Source organism: Ignavibacteria bacterium (genome assembly GCA_016707005.1).
Lineage (GTDB): Bacteria > Bacteroidota > Ignavibacteria > Kapaibacteriales > Kapaibacteriaceae > UBA10438.
Genome location: JADJIQ010000002.1, coordinates 204606 through 223466, shown reverse-complemented (window position 1 = coordinate 223466; position 18861 = coordinate 204606). Strand labels below are relative to the sequence as shown.

At 52.6% G+C, this 18861-nt stretch carries 15 protein-coding genes; 12 read left to right on the top strand and 3 right to left on the bottom strand.

What is annotated here, in order from left to right; genetic code table 11:
* The first annotated feature begins 322 nt into the window (after positions 1-322).
* Together IPI29_03895 and IPI29_03890 are read left to right on the top strand one after the other, a co-directional pair.
* On the top strand, positions 323-793 hold the full coding sequence (locus tag IPI29_03895; GenBank protein ID MBK7411679.1) for a hypothetical protein: 471 nt from the start codon (positions 323-325) through the stop codon (positions 791-793).
* Between the two features lie 7 nt (positions 794-800).
* Complete coding sequence (locus tag IPI29_03890) at positions 801-2984, top strand: hypothetical protein (protein MBK7411678.1); 2184 nt, start codon at positions 801-803, stop codon at positions 2982-2984.
* Positions 2985-3050: 66 nt separating this feature from the next.
* On the opposite strand, the gene IPI29_03885 is transcribed toward IPI29_03890, so the two are convergent.
* The gene (locus IPI29_03885) at positions 3051-3434 is read right to left on the bottom strand and encodes a hypothetical protein (protein ID MBK7411677.1); all 384 of its coding nucleotides are present in this window, start codon (positions 3432-3434) and stop codon (positions 3051-3053) included.
* Between the two features lie 49 nt (positions 3435-3483).
* A complete protein-coding gene (locus tag IPI29_03880) occupies positions 3484-5268 on the bottom strand; it encodes a tetratricopeptide repeat protein (GenBank protein MBK7411676.1) in 1785 nt (594 codons plus the stop codon).
* Between the two features lie 226 nt (positions 5269-5494).
* Here IPI29_03880 and IPI29_03875 point away from each other — a divergent pair, with 226 nt between their 5' ends.
* Together IPI29_03875 and IPI29_03870 are read left to right on the top strand one after the other, a co-directional pair.
* On the top strand, positions 5495-7570 hold the full coding sequence (locus IPI29_03875; GenBank protein MBK7411675.1) for a VWA domain-containing protein: 2076 nt from the start codon (positions 5495-5497) through the stop codon (positions 7568-7570).
* Positions 7571-7600: 30 nt separating this feature from the next.
* The gene (locus tag IPI29_03870) at positions 7601-9622 is read left to right on the top strand and encodes a VWA domain-containing protein (GenBank protein ID MBK7411674.1); all 2022 of its coding nucleotides are present in this window, start codon (positions 7601-7603) and stop codon (positions 9620-9622) included.
* 191 nt (positions 9623-9813) lie between these two features.
* On the opposite strand, the gene IPI29_03865 is transcribed toward IPI29_03870, so the two are convergent.
* On the bottom strand, positions 9814-10260 hold the full coding sequence (locus IPI29_03865; protein MBK7411673.1) for a hypothetical protein: 447 nt from the start codon (positions 10258-10260) through the stop codon (positions 9814-9816).
* A 115-nt stretch (positions 10261-10375) separates the two neighbouring features.
* On the opposite strand from IPI29_03865, the gene ychF reads away from it, so the two are divergent.
* From ychF to trxB, 8 genes are all read left to right on the top strand, one after another.
* Positions 10376-11470: a redox-regulated ATPase YchF gene (gene ychF / locus IPI29_03860; protein MBK7411672.1), complete on the top strand. Its 1095-nt coding sequence runs from the start codon at positions 10376-10378 to the stop codon at positions 11468-11470.
* Between the two features lie 93 nt (positions 11471-11563).
* Positions 11564-13516: an OmpA family protein gene (locus tag IPI29_03855; GenBank protein MBK7411671.1), complete on the top strand. Its 1953-nt coding sequence runs from the start codon at positions 11564-11566 to the stop codon at positions 13514-13516.
* Between the two features lie 74 nt (positions 13517-13590).
* Positions 13591-14295 (top strand): hypothetical protein, encoded by a 705-nt coding sequence (locus IPI29_03850; GenBank protein MBK7411670.1) that lies wholly within the window; start codon positions 13591-13593, stop codon positions 14293-14295.
* Between the two features lie 11 nt (positions 14296-14306).
* Entirely contained in the window at positions 14307-14969 is a 663-nt protein-coding gene (locus tag IPI29_03845; protein ID MBK7411669.1) for an HAD hydrolase-like protein, read from the top strand.
* Positions 14969-16114, top strand: coding sequence for a glycosyltransferase family 4 protein (locus IPI29_03840; protein MBK7411668.1), 1146 nt, complete (start codon positions 14969-14971; stop codon positions 16112-16114). The genes IPI29_03845 and IPI29_03840 overlap by 1 nt, the downstream gene beginning before the upstream one ends.
* Entirely contained in the window at positions 16111-16791 is a 681-nt protein-coding gene (locus IPI29_03835; GenBank protein ID MBK7411667.1) for an alpha/beta fold hydrolase, read from the top strand. The genes IPI29_03840 and IPI29_03835 overlap by 4 nt, the downstream gene beginning before the upstream one ends.
* Complete coding sequence (queG, locus tag IPI29_03830; GenBank protein MBK7411666.1) at positions 16788-17771, top strand: tRNA epoxyqueuosine(34) reductase QueG; 984 nt, start codon at positions 16788-16790, stop codon at positions 17769-17771. The genes IPI29_03835 and queG overlap by 4 nt, the downstream gene beginning before the upstream one ends.
* A 65-nt stretch (positions 17772-17836) precedes the next feature.
* Positions 17837-18769 (top strand): thioredoxin-disulfide reductase, encoded by a 933-nt coding sequence (gene trxB, locus IPI29_03825; protein MBK7411665.1) that lies wholly within the window; start codon positions 17837-17839, stop codon positions 18767-18769.
* Positions 18770-18861 lie beyond the last annotated feature (92 nt).

Genomic DNA, 18861 nt, shown 5'->3' with positions numbered 1-18861 from the left:
GGCATTGCTATTGGCTAATCCCATGGGCTATCCACCAAGTGCAAATGGTACTTGTGAAGATAACTGGAGAATTTCCAAGGGGAGTTGTTGGGCCGTTGATGTTATCCCTGGTGTTCCCGAGCTTAGTGACCCAGAGACCCACCTTGCACCATGTGGCAGCGCAACTTGTTGCCTAGAACGATTTGAGGTGTGCTTAGATGGCAATGGCGTCAGGACGGTCACTTTCCAAGGTAATGCTCCACAACCCTGCCCGACAGGAACGCCATCATATTGCTTCCCTGCTTGCAATGCAGGTGGGCGCTAAGAAAGAGAGTAAATCACAATGCGTACACTCATTATCGCATCCATACTCCTCGTTGCATCATCTCTTATGTCTTCCGGTCAAACGGGACGGTCGATTCTTAGAGATGGAAACACCATTCTTACGATAGATGGTGGAAAGACTTGGAGCACTATCGCAAGTCCTAATCGTCATGGCTTCTACATTGACAGACTCGGACGCAGGCACGTTACCATTGATGGCGGGAATTCATGGAGCATTCAAAAACTCCAAGAATCAAAAGAAGTGCAGCCAGTAACAATTGCTGTTATTGACAACGCTCTAGTACTTACATGCAATGACCTAATCTCTGGGGTTGTAACGATCTGCGATGTCGCGGGCCGTACAATTCACGAATCAGGCTTGAATGAAGCCTCGATCTTTCGACACGATTTGATTCAGTCGGGAGTCTACTTTGTTGCATTGAGGACAGAGAAGTTCTCTCGTACCTTCATAGTAACCAATATCAAGTAGGTTGCAAATGCTCTGGACCGTAAGTAGTCAGGCGAGAACGCTCCTGATCGTTGTATTACTTTCTGCTTCATCTTCATTTGGATGGGCACAAGATGTTAAGTGGGAAAAGGAGTATCTCGATCTCGACCATGATCAACTGCTCAGTGTTGTTATAACAGCTTCGAATCGAATTGTTGCTGTTGGAGACAATGCCGTGGTAAAAGTGGGAAGCTCGCTAACGGGGCTACTTGCGGTTTATGGGCATAGAAATTCTGGATCTCTCCGTTCAGTATTTGAATCGAAATCTGGACTTTTGGTGGCCGTCGGAGACGATCCCTTTTTGTTAACATCATCTGATGGCGGTACAACATGGAAGAGGCGGCCCATAAGCGTCTCGCACGTCACTGAGATTGCTATCAATGATAACGACAACTCAGTGCTCTTATCAGCAGCGGACGGCTTGTACCACGCCAATAGTATTGACGAAACTCTAACAAAGTCTGCCGCAGGAGAATTCACAAGTGTTGTTTGGACCTCGCAGGATGATGCAATTGCAGGATCAACAAATGGAGATGTGCTCACGACAGTAGATGGTGGCAAAAACTGGATTCGGAATGCACGGCTCTCTAGTTCAATGCCTGTGCTCAGAATTCGCTCCTACAGAAGTCAAGTAGTGATTGTTCGCGAGCAAAATCTTACAATGGCCATGACTGGAGGAGACACAAGTGAGATAGTTATCGAAGTGAATCCGTATATCAAAATCAATGATGCTTTCGCTATGGGTGACACGTTGATTGCAGTTGGATTCAATATTGGAGCCACTCATATGTTCTCCACGGATTCCGGCAAGACGTGGGAAACGGTTGATATCAATGACAGCGATGCAAATTGGGCAATTGGCATACGATCAAATCAATTCGCAATCGTAGGTGGTGTTGGCACTTACAGGTTGGGCAGCACAGATACCCTTCCGGGCAAGTCATTTGCTAGAAAAGGATTTGGAACTGGCAACATACAGCCTAGCATCTTATCCTTCCGCAGTGCGACAGGTGGTGACAGCCGTTACCTCTGCCTGCAGAATTCAAGTGGTGCACGCGTGCTTGAATTCACTGATTCTTCTAGAGTCGTAACGAATAGACTTCCACTGGACTTAGGGCGCGGAACTAGTGCAACGGATATATTTGCTTTGTCGGACACCATCATTGTCGTTGCAGACAGTTTCAAAGTGATCACGGAAGGAAATGTTTCTCGAGCGAGCTATCGGCACCAGATATTCTCATCAACGGATGGAGGTAGCAACTGGAGCACTCTTCTTGCGCCTACTTGGGATGCAAGGCTGCAATGGATATCAAGGAGTTGGAGTGGTCAGGTGTTTTTAACAGGCGGGGAGGCTGCATATCGGTTTGACTTGTTGAGTAACTCTACCTTCAAGATTGTATGCAGCGAGCTAGCATATGTGACATCTCTCGTGGCGTCATCTGATAAGATGTTAGCAGTTGGGAACAGCTTGTGTCTCTCAATTGATGCCGGTACATCGTGGACTGTGTTGCCTGCTCCATTTGCCGCATCCAACGTGCGAAGGCTTGTACAAGCGAGCGAAGGTCGGATCATTGCATTCGAGACTTCGTTCCAAACCGGTGTAGGAGGTGAGCTGAACATCTGGACTACCGATGATTGGGGGAGTCAATGGACCAAAACCGGTCAATTCAATTCTGATGCGAAGATTGATCCATTCGACTTTGACGTAAAATCTCCTGGGTGCATTCTAGCAGCTGGTCAAACTGCAATGGTTCACTATTCGACAGACAATGGCTCATCGTGGAGAGTTGATAGCCCTCCAATTGATAGAATCTGGAATTTATACGGCGCCCAGTGGATCGACACTGAAACAATTCGTGTTTGTGGAGACAACGAATACATCTTCCGAGGAAAGCTGGACAAGTCAAGTGGTGTGAGTGGAATAAAGGAACCAATTGTAATGAAGGTTGTGGTTTACCCCAACCCAGGAAGTGTTTCAGTTTCAGCTAGCATTGACGGAAGAACTATCACGTCTGTGGATGTATATGATGCTTTGCTCAGGCAAATGAATTGTGTTGTTGCTTTACAACAGGAACGTGCGGTAGTGAACATTGGCGCTTTGCCAAATGGACACTATACATTGATCGTTCATACAACGGATGGAATTGTTTCGGCATCGGTTGTTAAGCAATAGATCTCAAGTATCTTCTTGCCAAAGTCGGCAATTACCATGGGGACCACTATGAAACGTTGGTAGGTGCTATGGCGACGACCTCACTAGCATCTTCGAAGGATGAAACACGATAGTATCTGCGCTATATGATGTCACCAACGCATCCTGATATGTGATCTCCGGTGGCACGCCAACAATCGTCACGATCGACGATCCGGATTCGACAATTCCATACGTCGTATTAGTTGGATATGCAAAGGTCGGTGTGCGCTGCTCGACCACAACAAGCAGCCCGTCATTTTGAAACGTGTAGAAGTGAGGTTTGATATCATCCCGTGGTGTGACCAACCTCCAGCGGCGCGATGTGAGGATCCTCCGGAGCTCTACTACGTCTGCGCGCTCCTCGGGGCAGGTTGCCGGATCTAAAGAGTATTCTACCGCAAACAAGACAGTGATCGTGAAGTGTGCCAACGCTGCACCCGCGAAGGCGCAGCATGGAAACGAACAGCGAACAGCGTACTCAATCGAGGGATTGGAAGAATGTCGTAAGGGACATGGAGGAGGGGATATCCAGTTTCTTACGGAGGCGGTGACGGTAGACCTCTACCGTTTGGAGGGTAAGGGACAGGATCTCGGCGATCTCCTTTGAGGAGAGGTTCAGTTTGAGGAGGCTGGCCATCTTGATCTCGGAGGAGCTGAGATCGGGGCAGCGTTCGGCGAGCATCTTGAAGAAGTGATCGTGGACGTCTTTGAGCTGTTCGGTGAAGTTCTTCCAGTCTTCGCCGGTGCGGCGGTGGCCTTCAACACGATGCAGCAATGAACGTAGGAGCTGACCCCGATCCGATGAGGGGGCATCGATCGTTGCCTGAAGATCAGCACCGATGGCGGTGAGAAGCTCGTTCTTCTGGGCGATGGCGATGGCAGAGGTGTTCAGTTCGCGTTCCTTGCTTTCGAGGGCAAAGGCAAGGCGCTCGTTCTGGTGCTGGGTGGCTTCGCGCGAGCGTTGGGCACGTTCCACGTCGAGCCGGAGCTGCAGGGCTTGGCCATGCCGCGCGCGCAACTGATCGTCGGCTACGCGCTGCGCAGCAGCGCGCTGGCGCTCGTACTTCAAGGCCGACGCAGGATCACCGGTGGCTTCCGCAAGGTGTGCCAGCGCTTCGGCGATATCGGCCTGACTCGCAGATACCTCATTGAGGACGGCGATCTTCATCGCAGCATTCAGATGTTTACGCGATGCGGCTAGATCCTTTAGCCCCTTGGCAACAGCGGAGGCAACAAGTTCGATATCGATGTGAAGGGGATGGTTGTCGGTTTCTTTTGCTCGCTGCCGGGCTCTGGCAAGGATCTTTTTTACTTCGTCAAACTTCTTTCGTTGCAGCGCGATACGAGAGAGAATGAGCAGGCAGCGGAGCGATCGATCAACGTCGTGTGTCTCTGTGAAGATGGCTAGTGCTTCTTCAGCGAAGGTGGCCGCTTGCTCGAACTGACGTTTCTCCATGTACAGTTCGCTGAGGGCTACCATTGAGCGAGCCATGCCTGAGGAGTCTTTCAGTGATGACATCACGGTGAGCGACTCGGTAGAGACCGCAAGAGCGCCCGTGAAATCTCCCTGTGATTGCAACACCCTACCCATATTCGCCAGCGTGATGCCAACACCCATTGCGTCGTTGTTCTTTCGATGTTGTTCCAGAGCTCTGCGCGACCAAGCAAGCGAGATCTCCGGGTCGCCAACGAACATGTAGACATCTGCAATGTTGCCCATCAACCGGGCTACCAAGACAAGATCTCCACGTCGCTCGGCCAGAACTAGGCACTCCCCAAAAGCTTCGAGTGCATCAGCAGGGTGACTGAGCGCAACACATACCGATCCGATGTTGTTCAGGATCTTCACAAGGATCTCTTCATCGCCGATCTTCCGAAGGATCTGCTCGCTGGCTCGATATGCCTGCAGCGCTTCCTCGTTGCGACCCAGGCCGCGCAGCGCCAGCCCTACATTCTGCAGCGCACGCGACTCACCGGATGCATCCTTACGCTTGCGATACTTCGTGAGCGCCTCGCTGAACGCTGTATGCGCCCCCGCAAAGTCATTCGCGGCAAAGTGACAGATCCCGATCATCCGCAGTCCATGCAGATCCTTCGCCGCATCCTTCATCTTCTTGGCTATGACACGCGCCTGCCGTGCAAACACCAACGCCTCACTCGGACGATCGTATTGGATGTCTCGGCACGCCTGCATGTAGATCTCGAACTTCCGCTCGGGACTACGTGTCTGCGCCAACTCACGCCGTAGTGTCTCAGTATCCATCGTACCACAAAGCTACAATCGATCGTTCTCTGTTCGCTGCCTCGACTCCGCTCGGCATGACGTTCGCTGTTCTCTGTTCGCTATTCGCTATTCGCTATTCGCTATTCGCTATTCGCTATTCGCTATTCGCTATTCAATTAAGGTTTTGTCAAGGTGCATCCCACCTCCCCTCCCAATAGGTTGCATTCAGAAGATCACGCCCAACCATTGTTCAAGGGAGTCTATCATGAAAAGCCGTATCACTGTCCTCATTTTGGCCATCCTTTGCTCCGCCACCTCTGCGTGGTCCGTTGGGGCTCTCTTTGTGAGGCCGCTGAATTCATCGCAGAACTTCGCTCTGATGTCCATTCGGACCTATGACGCCGTGGTGACCATCCAAGACCACGTGGCTACGACGCACGTTGATCAGACATTCAAGAACGAAATGGGATCCACGGTAGAGGCCACGTTCATCTTTCCACTCCCTGATGGAGCGATGGTGACCGATCTCTTCTATTGGTTCAATGGCAAGAGGTACCGTGCCAACGTCCGCGAAAAGAAGGAAGCTCAGGCGGCCTATGACGCAAAGATCCGAGTACGCCTCGATCCGGCGCTGTTGCAGGAGTTAGGAGACAATGTCTACAAACTCAACATCGCTCCGATCAATCCCAATTCCGATGTGCGTTTTGAGATCACGTACACAGAGATCATGCCCTATGAGCTGAGCACTGGTACCTACACCCACCTCTTGAAGGCAACGGGACTCTCCCCAAAGCCCCTTGAACGGATCTCTCTCAAGATCGATGCCAAGACGCAGAATACGTGGAAGAGTATCGTTGTGCCACACTACGGATCCACGCCGGCCAATTCGATGACCTACGTTACACCGAATCAAACACTCGTGGCCTTCGGCGATGAGAACTACATGCCAACACGTAATTATGTGGTGCAGTTACAAGCAAATCGCGAATCCATCGAGATGGCAACCTTGACCTACGTGCCCGTTCCGTCGGATTCCTTTGGCACAGATCCGTTCTTTATGTCGTGGGTATTGCCGCCTGATGAAGACAGCAAGCCATTGCCGAGATCGATCGTCTTCATCGCTGATGTTTCGTCAAGCATGGAAGGGGAGCGCATCGTCCAACTTCGAGCTGCCCTGAGTTCCTTCCTCGACCAATTGACACCTGCGGACAAGTTCAACATCGTAACCTTCAGCACCGGCGTAGTAAGCTTCAAGAGTGACATCGTTGATGCCTCTCCGGAGAACATCGCAGCAGCACGAGACTTTGTCCGAACACGAACTGCACTCGGATTGACGAACATTGCCGATGCGATCCATGCAGGTCTAACCCACACCTATGCGCCAAACACCGCGCAGGTGGCGGTGTTTCTGACCGATGGAGAGCCATCATGGGGAGAAGTTCGTGAGATCGTGATCCTCGACTCCATCAAACGATGGAATACACAGAACGTGCGCATCTATCCGATCGCCGTAGGCAGCGACCTGAAGCTCTCTCTCCTCAACGCCATGGCAAAATCAACAGGGGGCTTTGTAACGCAGGTAGAGCGCGATGATAGCATCTCTGTGATCGTCGAGAATCACCTGCGCAGGATCTCGATGCCGAATCTGACCGATCTGGTGCTGTCCTATGGTTCACTACAGACCATCGACGTACTCCCAGCCGTTCTTCCAAACGTACCCGTTGGCGGACGAGTCTCCCAGCATGGTCGGTACGTAACAGGTGGTGTCTATCCGGTCACGCTCAACGGTACACTGCTCAACGCCCCTTTCACACTCACCAAGGATGTCCTGTTCGGAGATCCGGTAACGAACAATCGTGCAGTGGCGAGATTGTGGGCACGTGCAAAGGTCAACGCTCTCTTGGAAGAGATCCAGCGCATTGGCGAGCGTAAGGAATTGGTGGATGCCGTTATCGACCTGTCGATCCGGTTCAACATCCTCACGAAGTACACCGCCATGTATGCCGATCCGGACGATCCTCGTGACGATCCAACGGGTGTGCCTGGCGATGAGCGTCCGATCGAGATCGTACAAGTGTCCGTATCACCAAATCCCGTGACTGATGTGGCCCATCTCTCCGTGCGGATCCCTGCACACCAGATCGATCAGCAGGTGTCGGTGAAGATCATCGATCATCTCGGTCGCGTTGTTGCAACACTGTATGATGGCTGGTGCAACGGCTCCCTTGATCTCGACTGGAATTGTATGGACACGGCCGGACAGCATATCACTCGCGGAGCCTACAGCGTAGTGGTCAACGTTGGCGATCGTACTACATCGTCATTATTCATCATCCAATGATCTTCAAACAAGAACTGAAAGACCATACCTATGAAGACCATCATTCTTGCGCTGATCCTCTTGAGTTTCACCACTCCCATCGTTGTGTTTGGCAATGGACTTGTTGAGGCACGCACCAGCAAAGGTTCCAACTTGATCTCTGCCAAGGAAACGCGCGTTGATACGCGAATACGTGAGCAAGTAGCGATCACCGTTACCACTCAGACCTTCGAGCTGACAGACACGATGACCACGAACCTGCGCTACGGTTTTCCTGTGCCCCCTTCGTTAACGGTAACAGGAATTCGCTACCGGATCGGAACCACCTGGCGCTCTGCTGTCATGAGAACGAGTGATACGGCCATCACGAACCCCGTTGGAGGCGGGGGAAGTTCACCCACCTCGCGGTTCCTTGATGCTGTTGGCGTCTCGGGTTTTGTCTTTCCGCTTCGGGATACCCTTCGAAACGTGAACGAGATCACCTTTGAGTTAACGGCTGTGGAGTTGCTGCCATATTCACAAGGTCGGGTCACGTATCTGTACCCACTCAACACACTTCGTTCGATGGGGATCAACAACATTGTATGGACCCTTGATGTACAAACATCTCGGCCAATGACTGATGTTGCGATCGGCCCTGCCGTGGTTGAACGAGAGAGAACGGACACCACGCTGAGAACGGCGAACGGTATGACGAGCACGAGCAAGGACATCCTCGTCTCCTACGATCAGGCTGTTGATTCACTCGCTGTTACCATGATGAGTGCCAAGCCCGAGGGGAGTGATGGTTATGCGTTGTTGCTTGCCGTTCCGAATCTTCAGGGGACAAACAACATCCTTCCAAAGCGGTTCACCTTTGTTATCGATAGAAGCGGCTCCATGGGTACTACTCAGATGGAGCAAGCAAAGCAGGCTGCGATCTATTGTTTGGAACGAGTGAGCCCCTTTGATGAGGTCAATGTTGTCGATTTCGACGACATCATCACGCCACTCTACTCCAAGCCCCGACTTGCCACGCCTCAAACGATCAAGGAGTGTGTGGACCGCATACGATGGCTCAGCTCTCGTGGCGGTACGGAGATCACGAAGGCGCTTGCAACAACATTCGGGACGTATCAAGATTCTGCAAACGTGAATGTCATTGTATTCCTTACAGATGGAATCTCCGCCATTGACTTCCAGCTACTTCGGGCTCGCAATACATTCGGCACTCGGATCTTTGTATTCGGTGTTGGTGCCGGGGTGAATGAGACAGACCTGCGTCGGCTTGCAAGCGAGCACCGTGGGGAGATGGAAGTGATCCGAAACCCTGGTTCGGTAACTGCACGCATCGGCGCACTGTATGAGCGCATCAAGGACCCGATCGTAAAGAACCCGCAACTCACCTTTGCACCGGACGTGATGTATGACTTTGCACCGGTATCGATTCCAGACATCTATGCCGGAGAGCAGCTCGTGGTGGCCGGTAGATACCGTCAGCCAGGGCCGGTAACGGTCACCCTTTCCGGATCGAACGTGAAGGGGCAGCTGACCAACACCTTCGTTGTGAACCTCGTTGCTGATGATACCACTGCCCCCTTCGTCCCGAAGATATGGGCGCGTCTGCGCATCAATGCCTTGATCGAATTGATGAGTCGCGTTGCAGCATCATCGGCCTTGTGGCGCGAGTACCGTGACGAGATCATTCGACTTGGATCCGTGTTTGGATTGATCACGCCCTATACAACGTATGAGCAAGGTCCGAGCGATGACGGTGGCGGAACAACTGGCGTTGTTGCCAACGATGGTCCTGTTGCGCCAGTGCCGCTAGGAATCTGGCCAAACCCTGCCTCCGCCCTAACACGGTTAGGTGCCTATTTCGACCTTGCCCACGCGAACGTGATCGTGACAGTGACCGACATGATGGGCAAGGTGCTTCTCAGACTCCACCTTGGTGCAATTGACGCCGGCCAGTGGAACTACGATCTCAGTGTCTTGGATGAAAACGGTCTTCCGCTGGGCTCTGGCTCCTACGTCGTAACGCTCACAGCCGACACTGAATCATTCACATCCATCCTCCGTGTCATTCGATGATGCCCCAGCCTCTCATGTGACACGTCACAAGGTCACTACGTAATAGCGTCATACCGTCATACCGTCATGATGTCATTACGTCACTACGTCATTTCCTCTACCCATGTTCATGGGTGTTCCAACGGCGAAGTACGGCCCTTTCCCCGGGGTGTCCGTACTTCGTCGTTTTATGTATCTGTAAGGGGCGAATGTTAATTGACAGGTCCGGCAATGGGGCCGAGGGTGCGACTAAACGGATAGACTCCCGAGGAATCGAGAGAGCCGGTTACACGGATGTAGATGGGCCCGTTCTTGAAATCACCGCGGAGTGAAAACACAACAGAGTTTGTTCCGCTTACCACGTTACTCCACTTCTCTGATGTCGTACTCGAACTCAAGGTCCAGCTTCCTGTATAGGGACTCGAGGTTACTGTGGAGCTTGGCCGATTTTCTGCATTAGATATGGCCTCGATTTCTGTGATCCTCGAGAGTGTATCACGCATTTTTAGCGGATCGATCCATATTCGGTACTTCCAGTGTTCCGGACCAACGCTATCCACCACGATACGTATTGGCTCTGCATCCGCATTGAGCGGTGGCTTTACATCACAAGCCGTAAGGAAGGTTACGAACGCTACAAGAATGATGGTCGTGCGCATAGCGTAGTCCCAGAATGGTTGAGTCGCCGATGTAAACATAGTCAGCAAACGCCCAAACTGCCGTATTTTCGTGGTTTATTGGTCGCTCAACGCCCCCTTAACAGTAGAAAGAACCATGGGTATCGCATGTGGAATCGTTGGACTACCCAACGTAGGCAAATCAACACTGTTCAATGCTCTCACCTCCAATGAAGCAGAAGCAGCCAATTATCCGTTCTGTACGATCGATCCGAATGTTGGTGTAGTGAACGTTCCCGACCCTCGTCTCAAGAAATTGGTCGAGGTCTATCAAACAGATCGTGACGTGCCCACTACGGTTGAATTCGTGGACATCGCAGGTCTTGTCAAAGGGGCTTCAAAAGGTGAAGGGCTTGGCAACCAGTTCCTCGCAAACATCCGTCAGTGTGATGCCGTTGCTCACGTCGTTCGGTGTTTTGAGGATGAGAATGTTGTGCACGTGCACGGCGGAGTTGACCCGATCCACGATATCGAGATCATTGAGACCGAGCTTATCTATAAGGATGTAGAGTCTGTTGACAAACGACTTCAGACCCTTCATAAGCTTGTTCGCGCTAACGACAAAGACGCGAAGGAAGAACAGGATCTCCTGCATCAGTTGCAGACACATCTCGATAGCGGCAAACCATCTCGCAGTTTTCCATGTGATGATAAGGGGCGAGCAGCGATCAAGTCACTTCAGCTCTTGACCGACAAACCGGTGATGTACGTTGCCAATACAAACGAAGAGGGAGTGCGAAGCGGGAACAAGTTTGTAGACGCGGTGCGAGCTCGAGCAGCCGAAGAAGGTGCCATTGTTGTGCCGATCTGCGCAAAGATCGAAGCCGAGATATCACAGCTTGAAGCAGAGGATAGGGAACTATTCCTTGCCGATCTCGGTATGGAAGAGCCGGGACTGGACAGAGTGATCAGGGAGGCCTATGGTCTACTGGGGTTGATCACCTACTTCACAGCAGGGAAGAAGGAATGCCGAGCATGGACCGTTCGCAAGGGGAGCACAGCACCACAAGCTGCCGGTGTGATCCATACGGACTTTGAGAAGGGATTCATCAGAGCTGAGGTGATGTCCTACGCTGATTGGGACAGACTCGGAACAGAACAAGCAGTAAAGGACGCCGGTCAGTACCGCGTAGAGGGCAAGGACTACATCGTGAAAGACGGTGATATCATGTATTTCAGATTTAACGTCTGAGCGTGATTATACCGACCGATGGGTCACTGTGGGAGCCGTAATTTTGGCGCGGTTGGCATAAGGTCGATATTCACTTTCGATTGGGGCTTGACAATGAAATCACGTGTACATTTTCTTCTCTTGGCAGTTGTGGTGATAACTACCACAATGAGCCTCTTCGCGCAAGACCCGCCTGAAGTACGGTCACGTTGGGGAGCACACCTCGGACTGAACTATAACTTCTCTGGTGTTGGTTTTGGATACTGGATCGATGATCCGGCGCGTCCGAACGGACAATTCACACAGATGAACCTTGTTGACGGTTCTGGACTTGGCCTCTATGGCGGTCTTAACTATCAACTTGCACTTCTTGATCATCTGCACTTTGGTGCCCGTTTGTCCTACGACAATCGCAGCATGGTTGTGCAGGATAATAACTCATACATCAAGGCAGATGGATCGTACTACAGCGATGAGTATGAGTTTCATACTTCCTTCATCTCTCTTGAACCTCATGTGAAATTGTACCTCGGCAAGAGGTTCCACCTCACTGGTGGACTGGGTATGGGAATTGCGCTCAACCAGACGTTTGATTACACCATCGAAGGTGGTACTACGGTTACTGGCCTCGAAGTTGGTAAGGCAGACTCTGTAAAGCATAGTATCACATGGTCCGGTTTTGCCGGGATCGGATACGACATCTTCCTGTCTGACAACACGGCAAAACAACAGTGGATCCTCACGCCGTTCCTCGAGACCACCTACATGGTAAGTCAGCGTGGCGTTGATCTCGAAGACCAAGCAGCATTTGATGATGCTCTTTCGACGGTTACGATCCGTGCCGGTATCTCACTTGCCTTTGGCGACGCCACGCTCAAGGACGAAGTGGCAGCTATTGTTGCGCCAACAACATCGAAATTCTTCCGCGTAACACCACCGGCTGATGGTATTTACTCCAAGCGCGTAGAACGTGCAGGTTTCCCACTTCGTCCATATGTCTTCATCAACAAGGGCGAAACGGTAGTCCCGAATCGTTACGTGAGCCTTAGCCAAAGCGAAACCGCTGATTTCGCAACGTCTACCGGCCTTACCGCCGAAGATGTAGCGAACGTTGAAGAACGTCCGATCATCCAAAAGGATATCTACTACAACCTGCTCAACATCATGGGGTATCGTCTTAAGAACACCCCTGGGTCGAGCATGGAACTCTATGCTTCCGATCCGGATGGCAAGGACCCACGTCCATATGCTGAGGATGTCAAGAAGTACCTTGTTGAGACATGGGGCGTAAATCCTGATCAACTTCCGATCGCAACCGGTGATGCAACTCCGAAGTCAGGTACGCCACGTACTCCTGCTGATGACGTGCCGTTCACGGTTGAAGAAGACCGTCGTGTTCACCTGCGCAAGATGACGCCGGACAAACTTGGTCACCGCGTTGCCATTGCCGTGAAGCGCGAAGCAGAAGAAGACCATCAGATCTATACTGAGATCACAACGAACGAGAATATCGCTTCCTGGCAGGCAACCATCACAGGCAATGGTCAGAAGCGTTCGTTCGGTCCGTATACCGAGCGAAGTGTATACATGGATCCAACTGGTTTGTTGAGCACCAGCCAACCATCCGGACAATTCTCGATGGAAGTTGTCGCTCGTACAGCAGACGGTCGTACACTCAGCGATGTTGAGAACTTTACCCTTGTTCGTACACAGAGCGAAGGTATCTCAACCCGATTCCGCCTGAACTTTGAATATGCTGAAGAAGATCCAGTGGGTCGTTCCAAGGAATACCTTGTGAAGGAAGTCGCTCCATCTATCAAGAGTGGCGCCAAGGTCTACATCTACGGTCATACTGACAAACTTGGCAAGGATAACGTGAACCTCGATCTCTCGAGCTCACGTGCCAATGAAACCAAGCAAATGCTCCAAGATGCTCTTAGCGCTCGTGGTATCACGAACGTGAAGATCATTGCAAAGGGAATGGGCGAGAACGAACCTCCGTTCTCGAATGACCTTCCTGAAGGCCGTATGTACAACCGGACCGTTATCGTGGACGTGATCCAATAAGGATCCGCTAAACTGCCGTATCTTTAAGGCCCCGTTGGCATTCGCCGACGGGGCCTTTTTCTTCTCGGATTCTCATGGCCCTCCTCGGACACGCATCTCGATTCATCATTTCTTCGACGGATCCGTCTGTTTCTCGCACTGCGTGGGAAGATCTTGGGTTTGTGGACAACGGCAGCAGCGATGCAGTCGTTCGGCTGACAGACGGACAGATTCTTCTATCGATCCTTCCATCAGAACCGGCACCGCTTGCGGTGGCATACTTCGCTCCATCACTACAGAGCACGGGCGACAAGCTTCTTGCCGCTGGGATAGAGATCAGTGGCTCCAATGCCACAGGTTGGCATATGCATGGACCCGGACAGCTTGATTGGTGGATCCACCCCGCAACTCCAACAACGGTTGAACAACGAAGCGGCGAGGGAAGCCCCCTCCTTGGATACATAGATGCCATTGTTGTTCCGTGTGATGACGTGCAGAAGGCAGCCGAATGGGCCCAACTCGTCGGATACTTCATTGCCGATCAGTGGGATAGTCCGATGCCGCAGGTGGATCTCACGGACGGACTTGTGAATCTTTCCTTCCGCAAGCAAGCACCGAGCGCTCCATTCCTGCACTATACAGCCGATATCGATGACGAATGGGTGGAAGCCGCCACGGAAGCCTCCGGCGACCGGTTGAAGCTCCACCGAGATCCAACAGGGCATGTAACCCTAGCGATCTTCTCTATGCCTGATGGATGTACCATCATGGTCACTCCCGATGAATTCCCAACCGCCTAAGTAGGATACCGATGACTCCAGCTCTTGTTCTCTTCGATCTTGATGGTACACTCGTAGACTCCCGTCCGGGCATTGTACACTCGCTTCGTCTTGCACTCTCAGAAATGGGTGTGGTGGTTGAAGAGGATCATGATTTTACGTGGTGTATCGGAGCCTCACTGTGGAAGATCTTTGAGCATTACCTCGGTGCACTTGACCGTACAAGGATCGAAGCTGCCGTTGCTCGGTATCGTCATATCTATCGCGACGGACCGATGTTTGAATATGATGTGTATGACGGAGTGATCGAGACCTTGCAGACATTGAAGGCATCGAACATTCGCATCGCTATCGCAACGGCCAAGGTGCATGAATATGCTCGTGAGATCATTGCGGTATCGAGGTTCGCCCCCTATATCGACCATGTCTATGGTTCTGAATTGGATGGACGTAATGTTGAGAAGCGCGATCTGATCCACATGATCCTGCATGAAGAACGCCTTCAGCCGGATGCCGTGGTGATGGTGGGAGACCGACATCATGATATTGACGGAGCACTTGCCAACGGGGTCTCCTCCGTTGCCGTCCTCTATGGCTATGGTTCGCAAGAAGAACTCGCCCATGCCGATGTGATCGTTCCGCACGCATCGTTCCTTGCACCGGCGATCGCTTCTCTCACTCCTGTGTCTCGCTGATGCGCGCGATCCACGTTAACACCTCTGCATCATGGGGCGGACTGGAACAGTACACGCTCTATATGGCAAAGGTGTTCCGCGGATACGGAGTTGACGTGACGATCATGGCCGTGCCACAATCCCACCTTGGGCGTGCGGCGCGCGAGGCCGGGTTCCCGATGATCGATGCCCATATGGGCAAGCATATTGATCCTGTGAACATCATGAGGTTGCGCAGAGCACTCACCGATGATACGGTGGTGCACACGCATACACGTATCGACGTGTGGACAGGTTCGCTTGCATGCATGGGCACACGTGCGGCACACGTGAACTCTGTGCACATGATCCCCGCTGACAAACGCGACCCGCTTCATGCGCTCATCTATGGTCGCGTTGATGCCATCGTCAACACCTGCGAGACCCACGTTCGGAACATCGCCGTGCGTTTTCCGGTGAAGCCGGAATGTGTCCACTTGATCCGCCACATGCGCGATCCACAGCAGTTCGTTTTTGACCCGAATGCACGATTGCGGTATCGTGCAGAATGGGGCATTGGTGATGATGAGCTTGTGGTTGGATATGTGGCACGTATCGATGTTCTCAAGGGGACGCGTGAGTTCGCTGCCTCATCCGACCATTTCCGTGAAGAAGACCGCGAACGCATCAGACTTGTGGTGATCGGTGAACCAAGCATCGGCTCAATACGTCCCGATGGTACGTCCGTCCCGGAACCGGTCGCTGCCGAGATCGTACAATGGCTGGACGAACGCGCACGTTTGCCACACAACCGGTTAGTGGTTCGCCCCTTTACAACAGATGTTGCCGGTGTGATGTCGGCCTTTGACGTCTTTGTTCTCGCAACCTATGGCGAGATGTATGCGCTCACTGTTCTCGAAGCAATGATGGTCGGGCTGCCGGTGATCGGAACGGATACCGACGGAACACCTGATCAATTGGCCGATGGCAGGGGGCTTCTTGTAGCGTCACGCTCCGCATCAGCCATCGCAGAAGGTATCACCACGATGCTCCATCACCCCGAACGCAGAGCCGCAATGGCAGCTAAAGGACATGATTGGGCTGTAGCGGAATTTACACCGGAGCGTGTTGCTCCGCAGTGGATAGAGCTTTACCGAAACGTCATCCAACAACGTCAACGATCATGATCACCATCCTCCACGGCGCACTTGGAAGTGCACATCAGTTCGAACCGCTTCGCTCCGCACTTGGCCTGCCGAGTCAGGTGATCACCTTCCACGGACATGGTGGAACCGCAGACGTCGATCAGCCTTGGGACATCGATCTCTTCTCTCGTCAGCTAGAACTCGAACTCGAGAGTGGCGCGCATCAACAACGGGCACAGATCTTCGGGTATTCCATGGGCGGCTATGTTGCGATTGATTGCGCATTGAGACGTCCGGACCTCATTGGACGGATCGTAACACTCGGTACAAAACTCCAATGGACTCAAGAGGGGGCGGAGCACGAAACCTTGAAGCTCAACCCTGACGTGATCGAGTCAAAGGTTCCGGCATTTGCGGCCGACCTTGCGCGACGTCACGGCGAGTCAGCGTGGAAGACCGTGCTGCACAAAACCGCCGACCTCATGCGCACGCTCGGAGAACGTCCGATCCTCACACACGAACGTGTTGGTGCGCTAACGGTCCCGGTTCGCTACGGCATCGGCGACAGAGATGAAATGGTGTCGCTTTCCGAGACCGTTGACTTCTACAAGGCAACACCCGGCGCTGAGCTTGCTGTTCTTCCCGGCACTCGTCATCCAATGGAGCGTGTGGATCCCGCGCGCCTTGCCCAGCATATCCTTAGCTTCCTTGAACCATGAACACAACTGCCGAACGAACTGCACGGATCAAGGACGCCGCACGCGCCCTGGGTTTTGATGCAGTTGGTATCGCGCGTGTTGAGCCCCTTACCGAAGCCTATACGCATTACGAGGAGTGGTTGCGAAAGGGATATCATGGGGCGATGGGGTACATGGAACGCAACGGAGAATCACGACGTGATGTGCAGGCAATTCTCCCGGGCGCTCGCAGTGTGATCGTGGTTGCTCGTAATTACTACACCCCACACATTCATCCCGATAAGGCCGTTGGGAAGATCGCGCGATATGCATGGGGCGATGACTATCATGTGGTCCTTCCTCCGATGCTCGACGCCCTGAGTGAGGAAGTACGAACGGTCTGTCCGGATGCCGAGACAAAGAGGTACGCAGATACCGGCCCGGTACTCGAAAAAGAATGGGCCATCCGTGCAGGCATCGGATGGATGGGAAAGAATGGCAACATCATCCGACGCGACATCGGCAGTTGGTTCTTCCTAGGCGTGATCATCACAACCGCTGAACTTGATGCCGACGAACCGATGGATGACTATTGCGGGTCATGCACAGCATGCCTCGATCAATGCCCCACCAAGGCCATCGTGGAACCCAAGGTTGTTGATGCCACGAAATGCATCTCCTACTGGACCATCGAAGCCAAGGCGGATGTGGATATCCCTCTCCACATTGTGGATAACCTCCAAGGCTGGATCTTCGGCTGTGATGTGTGTCAGGACGTTTGCCCCTGGAACCGTTTCCAGACCCCGACCTCGGAAGATCGTTTTCAACCGCGTGACGGAGTCACAGTACTCTCTCCCTCCGACCTCGTAGATTTGCAACCCGCACGATTCATCGAGCGATTCCGTCATAGCCCACTCAAACGTCCGAAACTGGATGGGCTGAAGAGGAATGCGCGCTCACTGAACAGCGAACAGCGAACAGAGAACAGCGAACAGCGAACAGAGAACAGCGAACTTCCGTAACCCCGTAACCCCGTAACCCCGTAACCCCGTAACCGCCGTAATTGAGTAACTGAGTAACTAAAAGAATGACAGACATCGCAATCATCGGTTCCGGTCCGGCCGGATTCACAGCAGCACTTTATGCCAGTCGTGCCGGACAGTCCGTTACACTCTTCGAAGGGGCACAACCGGGCGGACAGCTCACGATCACCACAGAAGTGGAGAACTATCCAGGCTTTGAGCATGGAATCATGGGTCCCGAGCTCATGGATGTGTTCCGGAAGCAAGCACACCGTTTTGGTGCAGTCTCCAAGTACGAGACCATCACAAACGTGGACCTTTCTAAACGCCCCTTTACTCTCACCAATGAACGTGGCGAAGAGTACACAGCAAAGGCTGTGATCATTGCTACCGGCGCATCGGCAAAGTTGTTGGGTGCAACCGGCGAGAGTGAATACATGGGCTTTGGCGTGAGTGCCTGTGCAACGTGTGATGGTTTCTTCTTCCGCGGACTCAAGGTCTTTGTAGTAGGGGGCGGAGACACGGCTATGGAAGAGGCCAATTATCTTACGCGATTCGCTGAGTCCGTTACCGTGGTCCACCGTCGGGAAGAATTCCGCGCATCAAAGATCATGCTCGACCGTGCAAAGGCCAATCCGAAGATCGCCTTCATGCTCAACAGCACAGTGGATGAGTATCTCGGAACGACGAATGAGAACGGGATCAAGAAGCTCACACATCTGCGCATTCGCAACACCGTTACGAATGAAACGATGGACGTACCGGCAGATGGTGCCTTTGTAGCGATCGGACATCAACCGAACACATCGCTTTTCACCGGCCTTCTTGACATGGATGAAGTTGGCTACATCATCACACAAGGCAAGAGCACAGCAACGAATATCCCCGGCGTCTTCGCCTGCGGGGATGCTCAAGACAGCGTCTACCGTCAGGCCATCACTGCCGCCGGCTCAGGCTGTATGGCCGCGATCGATGCGGAACGCTGGCTTCAAGAATAGCGAATAGCGAATAGCGAATAGTGAATAGCGAATAGCGAATGACCCTATATTCACTATTCGCTATTCGCTATTCACTATTCACTATTCGCTAT